Origin of the sequence: Streptomyces sp. NPDC001351 (genome assembly GCF_042896045.1) — a bacterium.
Lineage (GTDB): Bacteria > Actinomycetota > Actinomycetes > Streptomycetales > Streptomycetaceae > Streptomyces.
In genome coordinates, this window is the sequence record NZ_JBIAWS010000001.1 from 93,615 (window position 1) to 110,945 (window position 17,331).

At 70.5% G+C, this 17,331-nt stretch carries 11 protein-coding genes; all 11 read left to right on the forward strand.

Annotated elements, in window-relative coordinates; translation table 11 throughout:
* Positions 1-263 precede the first annotated feature (263 nt).
* The 11 genes from ACFY1U_RS00415 (at position 264) to proB (ending at position 17,036) form a co-directional block, all read left to right on the forward strand.
* Positions 264-4,031 carry an Rne/Rng family ribonuclease gene (locus tag ACFY1U_RS00415; protein ID WP_390691925.1) on the forward strand — a complete coding sequence of 1,256 codons (3,768 nt, stop codon included), beginning with the start codon at positions 264-266 and terminating at the stop codon, positions 4,029-4,031.
* A gap of 235 nt (positions 4,032-4,266) precedes the next feature.
* Complete coding sequence (gene rplU / locus ACFY1U_RS00420; protein ID WP_003990208.1) at positions 4,267-4,587, forward strand: 50S ribosomal protein L21; 321 nt, start codon at positions 4,267-4,269, stop codon at positions 4,585-4,587.
* Positions 4,588-4,601: 14 nt separating this feature from the next.
* A complete protein-coding gene (rpmA, locus tag ACFY1U_RS00425; RefSeq protein ID WP_037854440.1) occupies positions 4,602-4,856 on the forward strand; it encodes a 50S ribosomal protein L27 in 255 nt (84 codons plus the stop codon).
* A gap of 103 nt (positions 4,857-4,959) precedes the next feature.
* Positions 4,960-6,402 carry a GTPase ObgE gene (gene obgE, locus ACFY1U_RS00430; RefSeq protein WP_390691926.1) on the forward strand — a complete coding sequence of 481 codons (1,443 nt, stop codon included), beginning with the start codon at positions 4,960-4,962 and terminating at the stop codon, positions 6,400-6,402.
* Positions 6,403-6,666: 264 nt separating this feature from the next.
* Positions 6,667-8,184, forward strand: a complete 1,518-nt coding sequence (locus ACFY1U_RS00435) for a VCBS repeat-containing protein (RefSeq protein ID WP_390691927.1) — start codon at positions 6,667-6,669, stop codon at positions 8,182-8,184.
* 306 nt (positions 8,185-8,490) lie between these two features.
* On the forward strand, positions 8,491-10,041 hold the full coding sequence (locus ACFY1U_RS00440) for an alkaline phosphatase D family protein (RefSeq protein ID WP_390691928.1): 1,551 nt from the start codon (positions 8,491-8,493) through the stop codon (positions 10,039-10,041).
* Positions 10,042-10,157: 116 nt separating this feature from the next.
* Positions 10,158-10,376: a hypothetical protein gene (locus tag ACFY1U_RS00445; RefSeq protein WP_390691929.1), complete on the forward strand. Its 219-nt coding sequence runs from the start codon at positions 10,158-10,160 to the stop codon at positions 10,374-10,376.
* 106 nt (positions 10,377-10,482) lie between these two features.
* The gene (locus ACFY1U_RS00450) at positions 10,483-11,979 is read left to right on the forward strand and encodes a D-ribitol-5-phosphate cytidylyltransferase (protein WP_390691930.1); all 1,497 of its coding nucleotides are present in this window, start codon (positions 10,483-10,485) and stop codon (positions 11,977-11,979) included.
* Positions 11,980-12,159: 180 nt separating this feature from the next.
* The gene (locus tag ACFY1U_RS00455; protein WP_390691931.1) at positions 12,160-14,268 is read left to right on the forward strand and encodes a hypothetical protein; all 2,109 of its coding nucleotides are present in this window, start codon (positions 12,160-12,162) and stop codon (positions 14,266-14,268) included.
* A gap of 231 nt (positions 14,269-14,499) precedes the next feature.
* Complete coding sequence (locus tag ACFY1U_RS00460) at positions 14,500-15,720, forward strand: glycosyltransferase family 2 protein (protein WP_390691932.1); 1,221 nt, start codon at positions 14,500-14,502, stop codon at positions 15,718-15,720.
* Between the two features lie 209 nt (positions 15,721-15,929).
* Positions 15,930-17,036, forward strand: a complete 1,107-nt coding sequence (gene proB / locus ACFY1U_RS00465; RefSeq protein WP_390691933.1) for a glutamate 5-kinase — start codon at positions 15,930-15,932, stop codon at positions 17,034-17,036.
* The last annotated feature ends 295 nt before the right edge of the window (positions 17,037-17,331 follow it).

The window sequence follows — 17,331 nt, forward strand, 5'->3', positions numbered from 1 at the left end:
GGAAGGTCCCGCGAAGGACGGACGTCGAAGCGCCGCCCTCGTACTCGGGAGCCACCTGGGTCGGGCAGCGCACCGACACAGAAGACTTTCGCCAGGCCGTACGCATTCGGTGTACGGAACCGGCGAGACAGGACACAGAGAGCTTCCGTGCGGCGCCCGCGCCCCGGACGGCGGCACCGCGCATCGCGCGAGCCGCGGACGTCACCGGCGATCAACGCCGGACCAGGCGCGGCGCCCGGGAGCCTGACGGGAGAAAAGCCCGCATGCTCGAACCGACCGAACCCACCGAGGGTTCCGAACTGAACACACCGAGCGACACCCTGCCGCCGCGTCGTCGGCGCCGTGCCGCCTCACGCCCGGCGGGTCCCCCCGCCGGGGCCGCCTCCGAAACCCCGGAGGAGATCGTCGCGCCGGCCATACCGGCCGAGAGCGACAAGAAGCCCGACGAGGCCGAAGAGGCCGCCGAGGTCGAGGAGACCGAAGAGGCCGCCGAGGCGCCTGCGGTCGTCGAGGAGCCCGCGCCCGTCGCGCGTACGCGTCGTCGTGCGACCCGCCGGGTGTCCGCGCCTGCCGGGGCGCCCGCTGCCGCCGAGGCCGCCGAGACCGTGGTGCCCGCTGCCGCTCCGGTCGAGGAGCCGGCCGCCGCCGAGGTTCCTGCCGAAGCGGCCGCCGTGTCGGGCGAGGACGCCGCTCCGCCCCGGACCCGTCGTCGTGCCACGCGCCGTGTGTCGGCGCCCAGCGAGGCGCCCGAGAGCGTCGAGGCGACCGCCGCCGAGGACGCCGAGCCGGCCGCCGCCGAGGCCGTCGAGCCGGCCGAGGACGCCGCCCCGCGTCGTACGCGTCGTCGTGCCACGCGCCGCGTGTCCACGCCGGTCGAGGAGACCGCCGGTGCCGAAGAGGCGCCCGCCGTCGAGGAGCCCGTCGCCGCTCCGGCCGCCGAGCAGGCCGAGGAGGACGGCGCGCCGCGGCGTACGCGTCGCCGGACCGCCCGCAAGGCCGCCACCGGGTTCGCCGAGCCCGCGCAGGGCGCCGGTGCCGTCGAGGGCGCCGAGAGCGTCGAGGACGAGGGTCCGCGGCGGCCGGCCCGGCCCGCCGTCGCCGTGTTCCAGGCGCCCGTGTTCACCGAGCCGCAGTTCCAGACGCCGCAGCGGGCCGCCGCCGAAGCGGCCGCCGAGGCCGAGACCACCGAGCCGGAGGAGCTCGCCGAGGAGCAGGCCGGGGTGCGGCGCCGCCGTCGTCGCCGCGGTGCCGCGTTCGGTGAGGAGGCCGAGCCGCAGGCCGTCGAGACCGCCGTGGAGGACGAGGCGGAGGAGGCCGAGGATTCGGCCGAGGACGGCGCCGAGGGCGACGAGTCCGAGGACACCGGTTCGCGCCGTCGCCGTCGCCGTGGGGGCCGTCGCCGTCGTCGTGGCGAGTCCGCCGAGTCCGCAGGCGAGGACGAGTCGGAGGAGTCCGAGGACCTGGCCGCCGTACAGGCCGCGCAGGACGCCGAGGACACCGCCGAGCAGGTCGAGGACGACGAGGAGGAGGACGAGGCCGGCGAGAGCGGGGGCTCCAGCTCCAGCAGCCGCCGTCGCCGTCGCCGTCGTCGTCGTGCCGGTGACACCTCCGTGGACACCGAGCCCGGCGAGGGCGACCCCGAGCGCACCGTCGTCAAGGTCCGCGAGCCCCGTCCCGCGCGGGAAAAGGGTGCCGAGCCGTCCGACGAGGTGCAGTCCATCAAGGGCTCCACGCGTCTGGAGGCCAAGAAGCAGCGCCGCCGTGAAGGCCGTGAGCAGGGCCGCCGTCGCGTCCCGATCATCACCGAGGCCGAGTTCCTGGCGCGCCGCGAGGCCGTCGAGCGCGTGATGGTCGTCCGGCAGAGCGGTGAGCGCACGCAGATCGGCGTCCTGGAGGACGGCGTGCTCGTCGAGCACTACGTCAACAAGGAGCAGTCGACCTCGTACGTCGGCAACGTCTACCTGGGCAAGGTCCAGAACGTGCTGCCCTCGATGGAGGCCGCGTTCATCGACATCGGCAAGGGCCGCAACGCCGTCCTGTACGCCGGTGAGGTCAACTTCGAGGCGCTGGGCATGGCCAACGGGCCGCGCCGCATCGAGTCCGCCCTGAAGTCCGGCCAGTCGGTCCTCGTCCAGGTGACGAAGGACCCGATCGGGCACAAGGGCGCGCGTCTGACCAGCCAGGTCTCCCTCCCGGGCCGCTACCTCGTGTACGTCCCCGAGGGCTCGATGACCGGCATCAGCCGCAAGCTGCCCGACACCGAGCGGGCCCGGCTGAAGACCATCCTCAAGAAGATCGTCCCCGAGGACGCGGGCGTCATCGTCCGCACGGCCGCGGAGGGCGCTTCCGAGGACGAACTGCGCAGGGACGTCGAGCGGCTCCAGGCGCAGTGGGAGGACATCCAGAAGAAGTCGAAGAACGGCAACGCCCCGACGCTGCTGTACGGCGAGCCGGACATGACCGTCCGCGTCGTCCGCGACATCTTCAACGAGGACTTCACCAAGGTCGTCGTCAGCGGCGACGACGCGTGGCAGACCATCCACGGCTACGTCTCGCACGTCGCGCCTGACCTCGCCGACCGCCTGTCGAAGTGGACCAGTGAGGTCGACGTCTTCGCCACGTACCGGATCGACGAGCAGCTCGCCAAGGCCCTGGACCGCAAGGTCTGGCTGCCCAGCGGCGGTTCGCTGGTGATCGACCGGACCGAGGCGATGGTCGTCGTCGACGTCAACACCGGCAAGTTCACCGGCCAGGGCGGCAACCTCGAGGAGACCGTCACCAGGAACAACCTGGAGGCGGCCGAGGAGATCGTGCGCCAGCTCAGGCTGCGCGACCTCGGCGGCATCATCGTCATCGACTTCATCGACATGGTGCTGGAGTCCAACCGGGACCTGGTGCTGCGGCGCCTGCTGGAGTGCCTGGGCCGGGACCGTACGAAGCACCAGGTCGCCGAGGTCACCTCGCTGGGCCTGGTTCAGATGACCCGCAAGCGGGTCGGCCAGGGCCTCCTTGAGTCCTTCTCCGAGACCTGCGTCCACTGCAACGGCCGCGGCGTCATCGTGCACATGGAGCAGCCGACCTCCGCCGGTGGCGGCGGCAAGCGCAAGAAGCGCGGGCGCGGCGGCGACGGGCACGAGCACGTGCACGAGGCCGCGGTGGCCCTCGAGGCTCCGGAGGCCGAGGAGACCGAGGCCGAGGTCGCCGCCGAGGTCGCCGAGCCGGTCGCGCTCTCCGCGCCCGCCTTCGCGCCGGACGAGGAGCTGTACAGCAGCGTCGCCGAGGCGGAGGCCGCGGTCGGCCGTGGCCGTTCGCGGCGCCGCGCGAGCCGTCGCGCGTCCGCCCCGGCGGGTGCGCCCCGGCGTGAGGCGCCGAGGTACGAGGAGGCCGAGGCGCCGACCGCGCAGGACGTGACGGCCGAGGAAGAGGTGGAGCGTCCGGTGCAGCCGGAGCCCGCCGCCGAGGCGCTGGCCGAGCCCGCGGCCGTCGAGGACGCCGTGGTTCCGGCCGAGGCCCCGGCCACGGACGAGGCAGCGCCCAAGGGGCGTACGCGCCGTCGTGCGACCCGCAAGGTGTCCGCGCCGGCCGGGTCGCCCGCGGGGGCCGAGGCCACCGTGGTGACGGTCGCCGAGACGGCGCCGGTCGCGGAGGCCACGCCGGCTGAGGCCGTCGCGGAGCCCGAGGTTCCGGCCGAGAGCGCCGCTCCGGCCCGCCCGCGGCGCCGTGCCGTGCGCAAGGAGGCCGCGCCGACCGCGTCCGAGGAGACGGCCGTCGTGGTCGTCTCCTCGGGTGCGGAGGAGCCGGCTGCCGCGGAGGAGAGCGCCGAGGAGGCGGCTCCGGCCAAGAAGACGGCCGCTCGCAAGACGGCCAAGAAGGCCACCGCGAAGAAGGCCGCCACCAAGAAGACCGCGGCCGCCAAGAAGACCGCGGCGAAGAAGGTCACGGCCAAGAAGGCGGCGAAGACCGCCAAGACGGCCGCGGCCAAGTCGACGGCGAAGAAGACCTCGGTCTCGGCCGCCGCCGACGAGAGCTGAGCAGTGCCCTGTGCGGCCGGTCCCTGTGACCGGCCGCACGTGTGCGGGGCCCGGCCCGGTTTGACCCCTCCGGCCACGGCCCCGTAACCTTGACCGTCGGCGTGTCCTTGGATATGGGCGCGCCACATCCCCGTAAACCTCATTCCTCCAGGGCACTGGGTGCTCCGGAGAGGCTGCCCGTGCCGGGTGGCTGGACTGCGGGGGTGCCGTTCCCGAGCGAGAGAGTGAGATCCGCGTGTACGCCATCGTGCGCAGCGGTGGTCGCCAGCACAAGGTTGCTGTCGGCGACATCGTTGAGGTTGACAAGATTTCCACCGCCAAGGTTGGCGACACGGTCGAGCTCTCGACCCTGCTCGTTGTCGACGGCGACGCTGTGACCAGCGACCCGTGGGTGCTGGCCGGCATCAAGGTCCAGGCCGAGGTCGTGGACCACCACAAGGGCCAGAAGATCGACATTCTGCGCTACAAGAACAAGACCGGCTACCGCCGTCGTCAGGGCCACCGCCAGCAGTACACGGCGATCAAGGTCACTGAGATCCCCACGGCTGCGAAGTAAGGGACTGAGGAGAGATGGCACACAAGAAGGGCGCATCGTCCACCCGGAACGGTCGCGACTCGAACGCCCAGCGGCTCGGCGTGAAGCGCTTCGGCGGTCAGGTCGTCAACGCGGGTGAGATCATCGTCCGCCAGCGCGGCACCCACTTCCACCCCGGCGCGGGCGTCGGCCGTGGCGGCGACGACACGCTGTTCGCGCTGCAGCCCGGTGCGGTGGAGTTCGGTACCCACCGTGGCCGCAAGGTCGTGAACATCGTTCCGGTCGCCTGACCGGAATTCTTCGCGAGGCGGACCTCACTTCCCGTGCGGGAAGCGGGTCCGCCTTTCGCGTGTTACGTAAGAGACATTCCCGTATGTTCTGGAGGCACCCCACATGACCACCTTCGTGGACCGCGTCGAGCTGCATGTCGCCGCGGGTAACGGAGGCCACGGCTGTGCCTCCGTCCACCGTGAGAAGTTCAAGCCGCTCGGCGGACCCGACGGCGGCAACGGCGGGCGTGGCGGTGACGTCATCCTGACCGTCGACCAGTCGGTGACGACGCTTCTCGACTACCACCACTCCCCGCACCGCAAGGCCACCAACGGCAAGCCCGGTGAGGGCGGAAACCGCTCGGGCAAGGACGGCCAGGACCTGGTGCTGCCCGTGCCGGACGGCACCGTCGTCCTCGACAAGGCCGGCAATGTGCTCGCCGACCTCGTCGGACACGGCACCTCGTACGTCGCCGCACAGGGCGGCCGCGGCGGGCTCGGCAACGCGGCGCTCGCCTCCGCGCGCCGCAAGGCGCCCGGGTTCGCGCTGCTCGGTGTCCCCGGTGATCTCCAGGACATCGTCCTGGAGCTGAAGACGGTCGCGGACGTGGCGCTGGTGGGCTACCCGAGCGCCGGCAAGTCCTCGCTGATCTCGGTGCTGTCGGCGGCCAAGCCGAAGATCGCCGACTATCCGTTCACGACCCTCGTGCCCAACCTGGGTGTCGTGACGGCCGGTTCGACCGTGTACACCATCGCGGACGTACCGGGGCTGATCCCGGGCGCCAGCCAGGGCAAGGGGCTGGGCCTCGAGTTCCTGCGGCACGTCGAGCGGTGCAGTGTGCTGGTGCATGTGCTGGACACGGCGACGCTGGAGTCCGAGCGGGACCCCGTCTCCGACCTCGATGTCATCGAGGAGGAGCTGAAGCAGTACGGCGGGCTCGACCGGCGGCCGCGGATCGTCGTACTGAACAAGATCGACGTACCGGACGGCAAGGACCTCGCCGAGATGGCGCGCCCGGATCTGGAGGCGCGCGGATACCGGGTCTTCGAGGTGTCGGCCGTGGCCCATCTCGGGCTGAAGGAACTGTCGTTCGCGCTGGCCGACCTGGTGGCGAAGGCGCGTGCCGCGAAGCCGAAGGAGGAGGCGACGCGGATCGTCATCCGGCCCAAGGCGGTCGACGACGCGGGCTTCACGGTGACACGCGAGGACGACGGGCTGTTCCGGGTGCGGGGCGAGAAGCCCGAGCGCTGGGTGCGGCAGACCGACTTCAACAACGACGAGGCCGTCGGGTATCTCGCGGACCGCCTCAACCGCCTCGGTGTGGAAGAGGAGTTGATGAAGGCGGGGGCCCGGTCGGGCGACGGTGTCGCCATCGGACCCGAGGAGAACGCCGTCGTCTTCGACTGGGAGCCGTCGGTGATGGCCGGGGCGGAGATGCTGGGCCGTCGTGGCGAGGACCACCGGTTCGAGGCGCCCAGGCCTGCGGCGCAGCGGCGTCGCGATCGGCAGGCCGAGCGCGACGAAGCATTTCAGGAGTACGGCGGGTTCGAACCGTTCGGGGAGTAGGCACCCGGCGGTTGCGTCGCCGTCTGGGGGCTTACGCCCCCAGGCCCCCGCTTCGGCCTGAACGGCCTCGTCCTCAAACTCCCCCACTCTCGGCTTCGCTCGAGCGGGGGGGGACCCCCACGACGGGCTGGAGGGTTAACGGCGGGGAAAATCGCCACGCACTTCAGGGCAACCCCCTCGGCTCACCGGGAGTCGTACTGGGCAACGCGGATGGGGATCTTGGTCCCTCCGTGGTCAACTGCCCTTCAGATTCCCGGAGTCGACGTGTCCGAGTCCGTAGTCGTACCCAGAACGCGGCGTGCCGTCGCGGTCGCCATCGCTCTGCTTGCCGCGACCGGTGTGGTCTCGCCGCTCGCCCATGCACAGCCCGCCGCGGTGAAGAGTGTCCGGCAGGACTTCAACGGTGACGGGTACGAGGACCTCGCCACCGGGGCGCCGGGCGCCACGGTCGGCGGTAAGAAGGCCGCCGGTTACGTCGCCGTCGTGTACGGGTCGGCGCATGGGCTGAACCTGGCGAGCAAGCAGGTCTTCACGCAGGCGACGTCGGGTGTCCCCGGCACGCCCGAGGCGGGTGACCACTTCGGTGCCCATCTCACCGCCGGTGACCTGGACGGCGACGGCTACACCGATCTCGTGGTCCCGGCGGCGGGGGAGCAGTGGACGCAGGGCGGAGTGGCCCGGCACGGCAGTGTGACGGTGCTGTGGGGCGGGAAGCGCGGGCTTTCCGGCGGGACGATTCTGCCGGGCGCCCTCATCGACGGTTCCGCGCGCGTCGTCGCCGGTGACTTCGACGGGGACGGGCACGCCGACCTGGCGGGGCCCGCGTCGCTGGAGTCGGGGCCGTTCAGCCGTGCCGGAGTGCCGGCCCGCAGCCAGGGCATCTCGTTCACCGACGCCGATGTGCAGGTGCTGGACGTGGCGAGCGGGGACGTCGACGGGGACGGCATCAGCGACGTGGTCGTGCTGACCGGGCCGTTCGACTTCGACGACCCGGGCGACCAGAACGTCGGGCACACCCTCTTCTACCTGCACGGCACCCGGAGCGGTCTCGCCTCGCCGGTGCGTCTGAAGGACGGCGAGGGGCGGGAGATCGAGGGCGGTGAGAGCATCGCGCTCGGCGACGTCAACGGCGACGGGCGGGACGATCTCGTCTTCGGCCGGCCTCGGGCCGCGTACTCCGGTGAAGGCACGCCCGACCCGAGTGAGTACGGCGAGCGCATCGGCGTCGTGCTCGGTACGTCGCAGGGACCACAGGCCGCCGATCCGCGCACGATCGACCAGGACACGCCCGGCGTGCCGGGTGCGACGGAGTCCGGCGATCTCTTCGGTACGGATGTCGCGGTCGGGGATGTGAACGGGGACGGTTACGCCGACATCGCGGTCGGTGTTCCCGGTGAGGACTTCTCGGGCATACAGGACGCCGGGACGGTCGCCGTCGTTCCCGGCAGCGCGTCCGGGCCCACCGGCGCCGGTACGAAGGTGTTCAGCCAGAACACGGCAGGCGTCCCGGGCGCCGCCGAGCGCTCCGACCGCTTCGGCGAGGCGGTCACTCTCCTCGACGGCGACCTCCCCCACTCTCGACTTCGCTCGAGCGGGGGGACCCCCAACAGGCGCGCGGATCTTGTCGTCGGTGCGCCCGGTGAGAACTCGAATGCCGGTTCGGTATGGGGATTCCGTTCCACTGCCTCCGGGGTCACCACCACCGGCTCCGTCTCCTTCGGCGCCAACGCCCTCGGTACGGACCCCGAACTCGCCCGGCTCGGGAGCGAGTTCACCCGCTGAGTTCACGCGCCGGGCTCTCCGTGGGTTCACCGGGCGAAAACATCTTCGACGGTGCCGTCCCGATCGCCTCCGACGCCGAACTCGGCTTGAACTTCGCTCACTGAACGGCCCCTTGCCCGGTGTCAATTGACGGCATGTGAGGCCCGTTGCGGCAAAATCACTTCGTCGTGTTGTTCCCGTGTCGCAACGGGCCTTCTGTTGTCTGCCCATTTGTCATGCACGCGAAGGCCTTCGTTCAGCGGGTGGACCGCCCGGCTGCGTGAGCTTTCACGTGTCCGAGAGTCTTGCGAGACAGGGGAGTTCGCGATGACCGGAGCAATCTCGCCCGACCGACGCCGCTTTCTCACCGCCGGTGCCGCCGTCCTCGGCGCCGCCGCGTCCGCCCAGCTCTGGCTGCCGGGCACGGCCCGCGCGGCCGAAGCCACCCTGCCCGACGGCGTGTTCAGCCTCGGTATCGCCTCCGGCGACCCGCTGCACGACGGCATCGTGCTGTGGACCCGGCTCGCCCCCGACCCCCTGAACGGCGGAGGCATGCCCGACGCCGTGGTCCCGGTGGAGTGGGAGCTCGCGGAGGACGACCGGTTCAGAAAGCCCGTGCGCCGGGGCGTCGCCCAGGCTCGGCCCGAGTACGGGCACAGCGTTCACGTGGACGTACGGGGCCTGCGCCCGGACCGCTCGTACTGGTACCGCTTTCGCGCCGGCGGCCAGATCTCGCCCACCGGCCGCACCCGCACCGCTCCGCACCCGCACAGCAGGGGCGGCTCGTTGCGCGTGGCTCTCGCCTCCTGCCAGAACTGGCAGCACGGCTATTTCACGCCGTACGCCGACATGCTCGACCAGGACCCCGACTTCGTCCTCTTCGTCGGCGACTACATCTACGAGTCCACGCCGTCGGCCACGGCCGTGCGCAGGCACGAGGGCATCGGGGAGCCGTACACCCTGGAGCAGTACCGCAACCGGTACGCGCAGTACAAGACCGACCCCGACCTCGCCGCGGTGCACGCGCACACGCCCTGGGTGGTCACCTTCGACGACCACGAGGTCGACAACGACTGGGCCGGGGAGATCCCGCAGGACCCCGACAAGCAGTCGCACGACGCGTTCGTGGCCCGGCTGACGGCGGCCTTCCAGGCGTACTACGAGCACATGCCGGTCCGTGCCTCCGCGATCCCGAACGGCCCGCACATCCAGATGTACCGACGGCTGGAGTTCGGCCGCCTGGTCCGCCTGAACGTCCTGGACACCCGGCAGTTCCGCAGCGACCAGGTGACCAGCCAGGAGGCCGCCGAGAACCCGGCGCTCACGATGCTCGGCGCCGAGCAGAAGCAGTGGCTGCTGGACGGGCTGCACGACTCGCCGGCCCGCTGGAACCTGATCGCCTCGCAGATAATGATGGCCGAGACCGATCTGCAGATCGGCGAGGGCAAGCTCTGGTACTACGACGCCTGGGACGGCTACCAGGTCGAACGCAATGCCCTGCTGGAGGAGTTCGCCGACATCCGCAACCCGGTCGTGCTCAGCGGCGACCGCCACCTCACGATGATCAGCGACCTCAAGACCGACTACGACGACCCGGACTCCGAGGTCGTCGGCGCCGAGTTCGTGGGGACGTCCATCTCCAGCAACGGCGACCAGGACCAGGCCGCCTTCCACGCCGAGTGGGACCCGCGGATGCCGGACAACCCGCACTGGAAGCTGATCGACGCCCACCGCGGCTACCACCTCTTCGACATCGACCGCGACGGCATCGACGCGCAGGTGAGGGTGGTGGACACGGTCCGCCGGCCGACCGCCACGCCGAGCACGCTGGCGCGGCTGCGGGTGGAATCGGGCCGACCCGGCGTGCGGACGGTCTGAGCTCCCCACCCACGCCGGGACCGAAATGCTGCGGAATCCCCAAAGGGAATTCCGGGGCAATGGACTGCCCGCCGGGCTGTATTCCAGGCTCGTTCGCAACGGCGCGGTCACGCGTTATGAAGAACGCGTGCAGCCGGGCGCCGCAGGACGTGAAGACCTCGACCCCGCAGTGGGCCGTCGAGGCCGCCACCGGGATCGGTGCCGAGATGATTGACCGCATCGCCCATACGGGCGTACGGGTCCTCGACGATCCGGTCAGGGGCTGTGCAGTTACTCACAGCAATTCCGCGGCAGCCGAGCGAGGTGGTCCCACCGTCACCAGCAGTGCCAGGTGAATGACAGATGGCGCGCACATATGCAGCGAACGGCGCTCACCTTGCACAGCGGTAACCGCAAGTGGGACCATTTCCGGGTTCCCTGTCGCCCCAAGGTAGGTCCTCTGTGTCCCAGCACATAGCCAAGCCCCGTACCACCGCAGTGATCCTGGCCGGTGGTACCGGCCAGCGTGTGGGTCTTTCGATCCCCAAGCAGCTGCTGAAGATCGCCGGCAAGGCAGTCATCGAGCACACCCTGACCACCTTCGAGAAGGCCGACTCGATCGACGACGTCATCGTGCTGATGGCGCCGGGATACGTGCCCGACGTCGAGAAGATCGTCGCCAAGGCCGGGTTCAAGAAGGTCAAGAAGATCATCGAGGGCGGCTCGACCCGGAACGAGACCACCGAGCGCGCCATCGAGGCCCTCGGCGAGGGCCTGGCCGAGGGCGAGGACCTCAACGTCCTGTTCCACGATGCCGTACGCCCCCTGCTCGCGCAGCGCGTGATCGACGACTGCGTGGCCGCCCTCGAGCGCTACCAGGCCGTCGACGTCGCCATCCCGTCCGCGGACACCATCATCGTCACGCGCACGCACGGCGAGGACGGCGAGTTCATCACCGAGATCCCGGACCGCTCCCGGCTGCGCCGCGGGCAGACCCCGCAGGCCTTCAAGCTGTCCACCATCCGCAGGGCGTACGAGGTCGCGGCCGGCGACCCCAACTTCCAGGCCACGGACGACTGCTCCGTCGTGCTGAAGTACCTGCCGGACGTGCCGATCCACGTCGTCGCGGGCGACGAGTACAACATGAAGGTCACCCAGCCGGTCGACGTCTTCATCGCCGACAAGCTGTTCCAGCTCGCCTCCACGGCCGCGCCCGAGCAGGTGAGCGAGGAGGCCTACCGCGAGCTGCTCACCGGCAAGACCGTCGTGATCTTCGGCGGCTCCTACGGCATCGGCAAGGACATCGCCGAACTCGCCGAGTCCTACGGCTCCAAGGTGTACGCGCTGGGCCGTTCCACCACCGGTACGCACGTGGAGAACCCGGAGGAGGTCGACGACGCGCTGTCCAAGGCGTACGCGGAGACCGGCCGCATCGACTACGTCGTCAACACCGCGGGTGTGCTGCGCATCGGCAAGCTGGCCGAGACCGACAACGCGACCATCGAGGAAGCGCTGAAGGTCAACTACCTGGCCCCGGTGCAGATCGCCCGTTCCGCGTACAAGTACCTGGCGGAGACCAAGGGCCAGCTGCTGCTGTACACCTCCAGCAGCTACACCCGCGGCCGCGCCGAGTACAGCCTCTACTCCTCGACCAAGGCCGCCATGGTGAACCTCACCCAGGCCCTGTCCGACGAGTGGGCCGGCGACGGCATCCGCGTCAACTGCGTCAACCCGGAGCGCACCGCGACGCCCATGCGCACCAAGGCCTTCGGCCAGGAGCCCGAGGGTTCGCTGCTCTCCTCCGAGGCCGTGGCCCGCACCTCGCTGGACGTGCTGCTGTCGGAGTTGACCGGCCATGTCATCGACGTCCGCCAGCAGGACCCGACGGCGGGCGCGGCGAAGGCCTCCGGCTTCGAGCAGGCGCTGGCCTCGGTGCTCGACCGACAGGACGGCATGTAATAATCGACGGGAATTAGTCTTCCGTTATTCAGGCCTCTGCTTTCCGGTGTCAATGCAGTGTATTGACCGGGTGTTCGCAGGGGCCTGAATCCGTACACCCGACGAATTCCCATAGAATTGCCACAAATCCTGCGCACTTCAGAACAAAACCGGCACTCCCCCTCCCAGAGCAGGTTCTCCGTGATATCCACCGCTATTCGCGTCGCCCGGGTGGGCAGCGCGGCCGAACTGGCCGCGGCGGTCCTCATGATGCTGGGCTTCCCGGCGATCATGGTGGCCGCGCTCGTCCCGAGCGTCCCCGCCTTCGCGGCAGCGGCCGCCGTGACGTACCTGGCCGACCACTACCTGCACCGGAAGGGCAGTTACCTGGTCAACCGGCTGAGCAAGGTCAGAGCCGGTCTCTCGATCCGCTTCCTGATCCGAGAGCTCCTGCTGATCCTGCTGCTGGCCCGGCTGGACCTCGCGAACAACCTGATCTACTACGGCGCGATCGGCTGTTTCATCGCGTTCTACGGCCTCCAGGCCCCCCATGGCGCCGTGGTCACGCTGATCCGCAACCGACGCCGGTTGCCGGTCGCCACCCGCAACGTCGACCTGAAGTCGCGGATCGACATCCCGGACGCGCCGTGGCTGGGCCTGCTCGACCGGTCGGCGGAGAAGATGCTCCACCTCGACCTCGCGGCCGTCGTCGGCATCCTGATCTCCGCGGAGGCGGGCTCCTCCGTTGCCGGCTTCGTCGGCATCGGCATCACCCTCGGCCTGGGCAGCCTGTACGTCCTCGCGCTCGTGCCGTACGTCCGCGGCCGCAAGATCCCGCCCAACGCCGACAAGGTCCTCGCGGCCGTCGACGACTGGCTGCACGAGTACAAGCCGCAGACGGTGCTGTACTTCTCCGGCTCCAAGGACTCCGCCTACCAGGTCAACATGTGGCTGGAGACCATGGAGCAGCTGGACTCCCGGCCCCTGATCATCCTGCGCGAGCGGGTCATCCTGCAGAACCTGGCGCCCACCACGGTCCCCGTCATCTGCGTGCCCGGAGGGGTGCATCTGATGAACATGGACCTGTCCACGGTGCGCGTCGCGCTGTACGCCGCGAACGTCGGCAAGAACATCCACCTGCTGCGCGTGCCCACCATGAAGCACGTCTTCATCGGCCATGGTGACAGCGACAAGCTGGCCAGCGTCAACCCGTTCAGCAAGGCCTACGACGAGGTGTGGACCGCCGGCCGCGCGGGCCGCGACCGCTATGCCATAGCCGATGTCGGCGTCCGCGACGAGGACATCGTGGAGGTCGGCCGCCCGCAGCTGGCGCCGATCCAGGGGTGGGAGGGCGTGCCGGAGGGGCCCCGCGGCGCAGCCGCCGATGGGCGCTGTCCGACCGTGCTGTACGCGCCCACCTGGGAGGGCTGGGACGGCGACCCGGGCAACACCTCGATCATGCTCGCCGGCGAGAACATCGTGAAGAAGCTGGTCAAGGCCGACCCGCCGGTGCGTGTCCTGTACAAGCCGCACCCCTTCACGGGCACGGTGCTCCCCAAGGCCGCCGCGGCCCACCGGCGCATCGTCGCCCTGGTCGAGGCTGCCGCCGCCGAGCGCGCCGCCGACTCCCGCTTCACCTCCGACCCGGCCGAGCAGGAGAAGGCGAAGGCCGACCTCGTCCGCATCGAGGCCCGGATCGCCGAACTGGTCGGCACCGGAGGCGAGAGGGCCGACGAGGCCGAGGCCACCCGTGACGGTGTGGTCGACGTCGACAGGTACGAGGAGGTCGCCCGGCTGCGCGGCGAGTGGAACGAGGCCTACTGGCGCTCCTTCCCGGCGTGGGAGCACCGTGTCATCGAGGGCGCCGAGCCGCGCCTGTACGACTGCTTCAACGTCTCCGACGCGATGGTCTCCGACATCTCCAGCGTGGTCTCCGACTTCATCGCGAGTGGCAAGCCGTACGCGGTCACGGACTCCGCCGGGCTGGGCGCCGAGGAGTTCAAGCGGCAGAACACCGCCGTGCGCGCCGCGGTGATCCTCTCCAACAGCGCCAAGGAACTGGGCGCACTGCTGGACGCGGTCCGCGACCCGGCCTCCGACACACTGGCGGAGGACCGCAAGGAGCTGAAGCAGTACCTGCTCGGCCCGGACGACCCGACGTCCATCGAGCAGTTCAACACCGCCGTGGCAAACCTGGCGCTCAAGGCCGACAGCCGCAACCTCGGCCAGGAGTCCCGGGCCGCCGGGGCCGGCACCCCCGGCGCGGACGAACTGTCCGACGCGCTGTCGGCGCAGCCGCCCACCGCGTGAGAAGGCCGCCGCTCACGGTGTGAAACGAGTGAGAAGGGCCCGGTTTCCGAGGAGTGATCCTCGAAAACCGGGCCCTTCTTCGTATGTTCATGTGTCCGTAGCTGTCTGTTCTCCATGTGACCTGAGTCACGAAAGCCTGACCATAGGGCAACCGCTTGTCCAGGCCGGCCGTCTTTTCAGTTGGCGAATGACGCGATACGGGGGAAATATCACGTTGACGAGGGGAAAACAGTGACCGTGACGCAACCTGATGTGAGCGTCGTCATCGGGGCGTACGAAGCGATGCCGTATCTGGTCGAGTGTCTGGCGTCCGTCGAGGCACAGACCATCGACCCGGAGCGCATCGAGGTCATCGCGGTGGACGACGGCTCCACCGACGGGTCGGGGGAGTGCCTGGAGGAGTTCGCGGCCCGCGCGGCGATGTCGGTCACGGTGATCCGTCAGGACAACTCCGGCGGCCCCAGCGGCCCGCGCAACGTCGGACTGGGCAAGGCCGCCGGCCGCTATGTCTTCTTCCTCGACGCCGACGACCGGCTCGGTCCCGAGGCCCTGGAGCGCATGGTCGCCATGGCCGACCGCAACGGCACGGACGTGGTCCTCGGCCGCGTCGAGGGCATCAACCGCAAGCCGCCGGGGTCGATGTGGGGCAAGACCCTCGACCGCACCGACGTCTACTCGTCCAACATCAAGTTCACGCTGAGCGCGCAGAAGCTGTTCCGCCGTGAACTCCTGGAGCGGCACGGCATGCGCTTCGACGAGTCCCTGTGGACCGGCGAGGACGCCCTGTTCACGATGGAGGCGTATCTGCGGGCGAACGGCGTCTCCGTGCTCGCCGACTACACCTGCTACTACCTGGTGGGCCGCGACGACGGCAAGCACGTCACGAAGAGCGGGGGCTACACCCTGCGCTTCGACTCCGCGCGTGCCCTCATGAACCTGATCGCCGAACTCGTCCCCGCCGGGGACAAGCGCGACATGCTCCTGGTCCGTCCCTTCCTGATCACGCTGCTGCCGCAGTTCGGCCCGAAGTACCTCACGGACAGCGAGAAGGTGCGGCGGCACAAGTTCGAGCTGGCGAAGCCGCTGATGGAGGAGTTCTGGAGCGAGGGCGTGGCAGGCCGCCTCAAGGTCGAGGAGCGGCTGCGACTGCACCTCGTCGCCGAGCAGCGGCCCGAGCTCCTCGTGCCCGTCGTGCAGTTCGTGAAGGCGAAGAAGCAGGCGGAGGCACTCCTGGAGAAGAAGGGCCGGGAGGTGTACCTCGCCTACCCGCACTTCCGCGACGCGACGGCAGCCATACCCGACTCCGTCTACCTCGCCGCACCCCGGGAGGCCCGGGCCGTCGCGGGCTACCGCGAACACTCCGTCGTCTCGGTGGTGAAGCGGGCGGTGCGCAAGGCACGCAGGGTGATCAAGGCCCGGGCGGGCGCGAGCGGAACTGCCGCGGCGGCCTGACGGCCGGGCCGCGCCCTGAAGGGGTGCGGGGCACATCCCCCGGAGCGGGGAGCGGGCGCTGGTGGAGGGCCTCCTCGACCGCAAGGACGACGATCTTCTGTCCGGGGACCGGACCGGCGCGCGGGGCGCGGTCCCCTTCGCGTAGATTGCCGGGGGAGCCTGAGCGTGCGAGGGGACGGAAGAACAAGGTGGCAGGGGCAAGGCAGGCCGTGAGCGAGGCCCGCAGGATCGTCGTCAAGGTGGGTTCCTCGTCGCTGACCACCGCGTCCGGCGGCCTGGACGCCGACCGTGTCGACGCGCTCGTCGACGTCCTCGCCAAGAGCCGCAGCGGCGGGGAGAAGGAGATCGTCCTGGTCTCCTCCGGCGCCATCGCCGCGGGGCTCGCACCGCTGGGCCTGCGCCGCCGTCCCAAGGACCTCGCGCGTCAGCAGGCGGCTGCCAGCGTCGGCCAGGGCCTGCTGGTCGCCCGCTACACCGCCTCCTTCGCCCGCTACGGCGTCCGGGTCGGGCAGGTGCTGCTCACCTCCGACGACATGAGCCGCCGCGCCCACCACCGCAACGCCTCCCGCACCCTCGACAAGCTGCTCGCGATGGGTGCGTTCCCGATCGTCAACGAGAACGACACGGTTGCCACCGACGAGATCCGCTTCGGCGACAACGACCGGCTCGCCGCCCTCGTCGCCCACCTCGTCCACGCCGACCTGCTGGTGCTGCTGTCCGACGTCGACGGCGTGTACGACGGCGATCCGAGCAGGCCGGGCACCTCGCGGATAGCCGAGGTACGCGGGCCCGAGGATCTCGCGCACGTCGAGATCGGCAGCGCGGGCAAGGCCGGCGTCGGCACCGGCGGCATGGTCACCAAGGTCGAGGCGGCCCGGATCGCGGCAGCCGCGGGCATCCCCGTCGTCCTGACCAGCGCGATCCACGCCGCCGAGGCCCTGCACGGTGGTGACACCGGCACCTACTTCCACCCCGCCGGCAAGCGCTCCGCCGACCGGCTGCTGTGGCTGCAGCACGCCTCCACCCCGCAGGGCTCCCTCACGCTGGACGACGGAGCGGTACGGGCGGTCGTCGAGCGGCGCAAGTCCCTGCTGCCGGCCGGGATCGCCGCCGTGGAGGGCGAGTTCGTCGCCGGGGACCCGGTGGAGCTGCGGGACGCCGAAGGACGCGCGGTGGCCCGCGGCCTCGTGAACTTCGACGCCAAGGAGATCCCCCAGCTTCTCGGCCGCTCCACCCGAGAACTGGCCCGCGAACTGGGCCCGGCCTACGAACGCGAGGTCATCCACCGCGACGACCTGGTACTCCTGCACCCCTGACACCTGCCGGGCGCCATCGCATCACCTCGGGGCGGCCCGGGGCCCCTGACTGCTGCGCCTCTGGGGCTGCCCCAGGACTTCGACCGCCGTACCTCCAGGCGGCCCTGGGCCCAGCTGTTGTGTCCTGGGGGTGCCCCCGGCCCCGCGCGGCCGCTCTGGGGGGGGCGACGCCCGGCTCCGGGCTTCGGCATCTCGCAGGGGCGCCCCCTGCGCCCCCGATCCGGCATCTCCAGGGAGCCGCCCGCGTCCTACGGCCGAAAACGGGGGGAACGCCCCGCAAATCGACCCGTCCTGA

Bases quoted from the DNA above. Each gene is read 5' to 3' on its own strand.
- ACFY1U_RS00445 (WP_390691929.1), top strand. From the start codon at position 10,158: ATGAAGAACGCGTGCAGCCGGGCGCCGCAGGACGTGAAGACCTCGACC.
- ACFY1U_RS00415 (WP_390691925.1), top strand. From the start codon at position 264: ATGCTCGAACCGACCGAACCCACCGAGGGTTCCGAACTGAACACACCG.
- ACFY1U_RS00440 (WP_390691928.1), top strand. From the start codon at position 8,491: ATGACCGGAGCAATCTCGCCCGACCGACGCCGCTTTCTCACCGCCGGT.
- obgE (WP_390691926.1), top strand. From the start codon at position 4,960: ATGACCACCTTCGTGGACCGCGTCGAGCTGCATGTCGCCGCGGGTAAC.
- rpmA (WP_037854440.1), top strand. From the start codon at position 4,602: ATGGCACACAAGAAGGGCGCATCGTCCACCCGGAACGGTCGCGACTCG.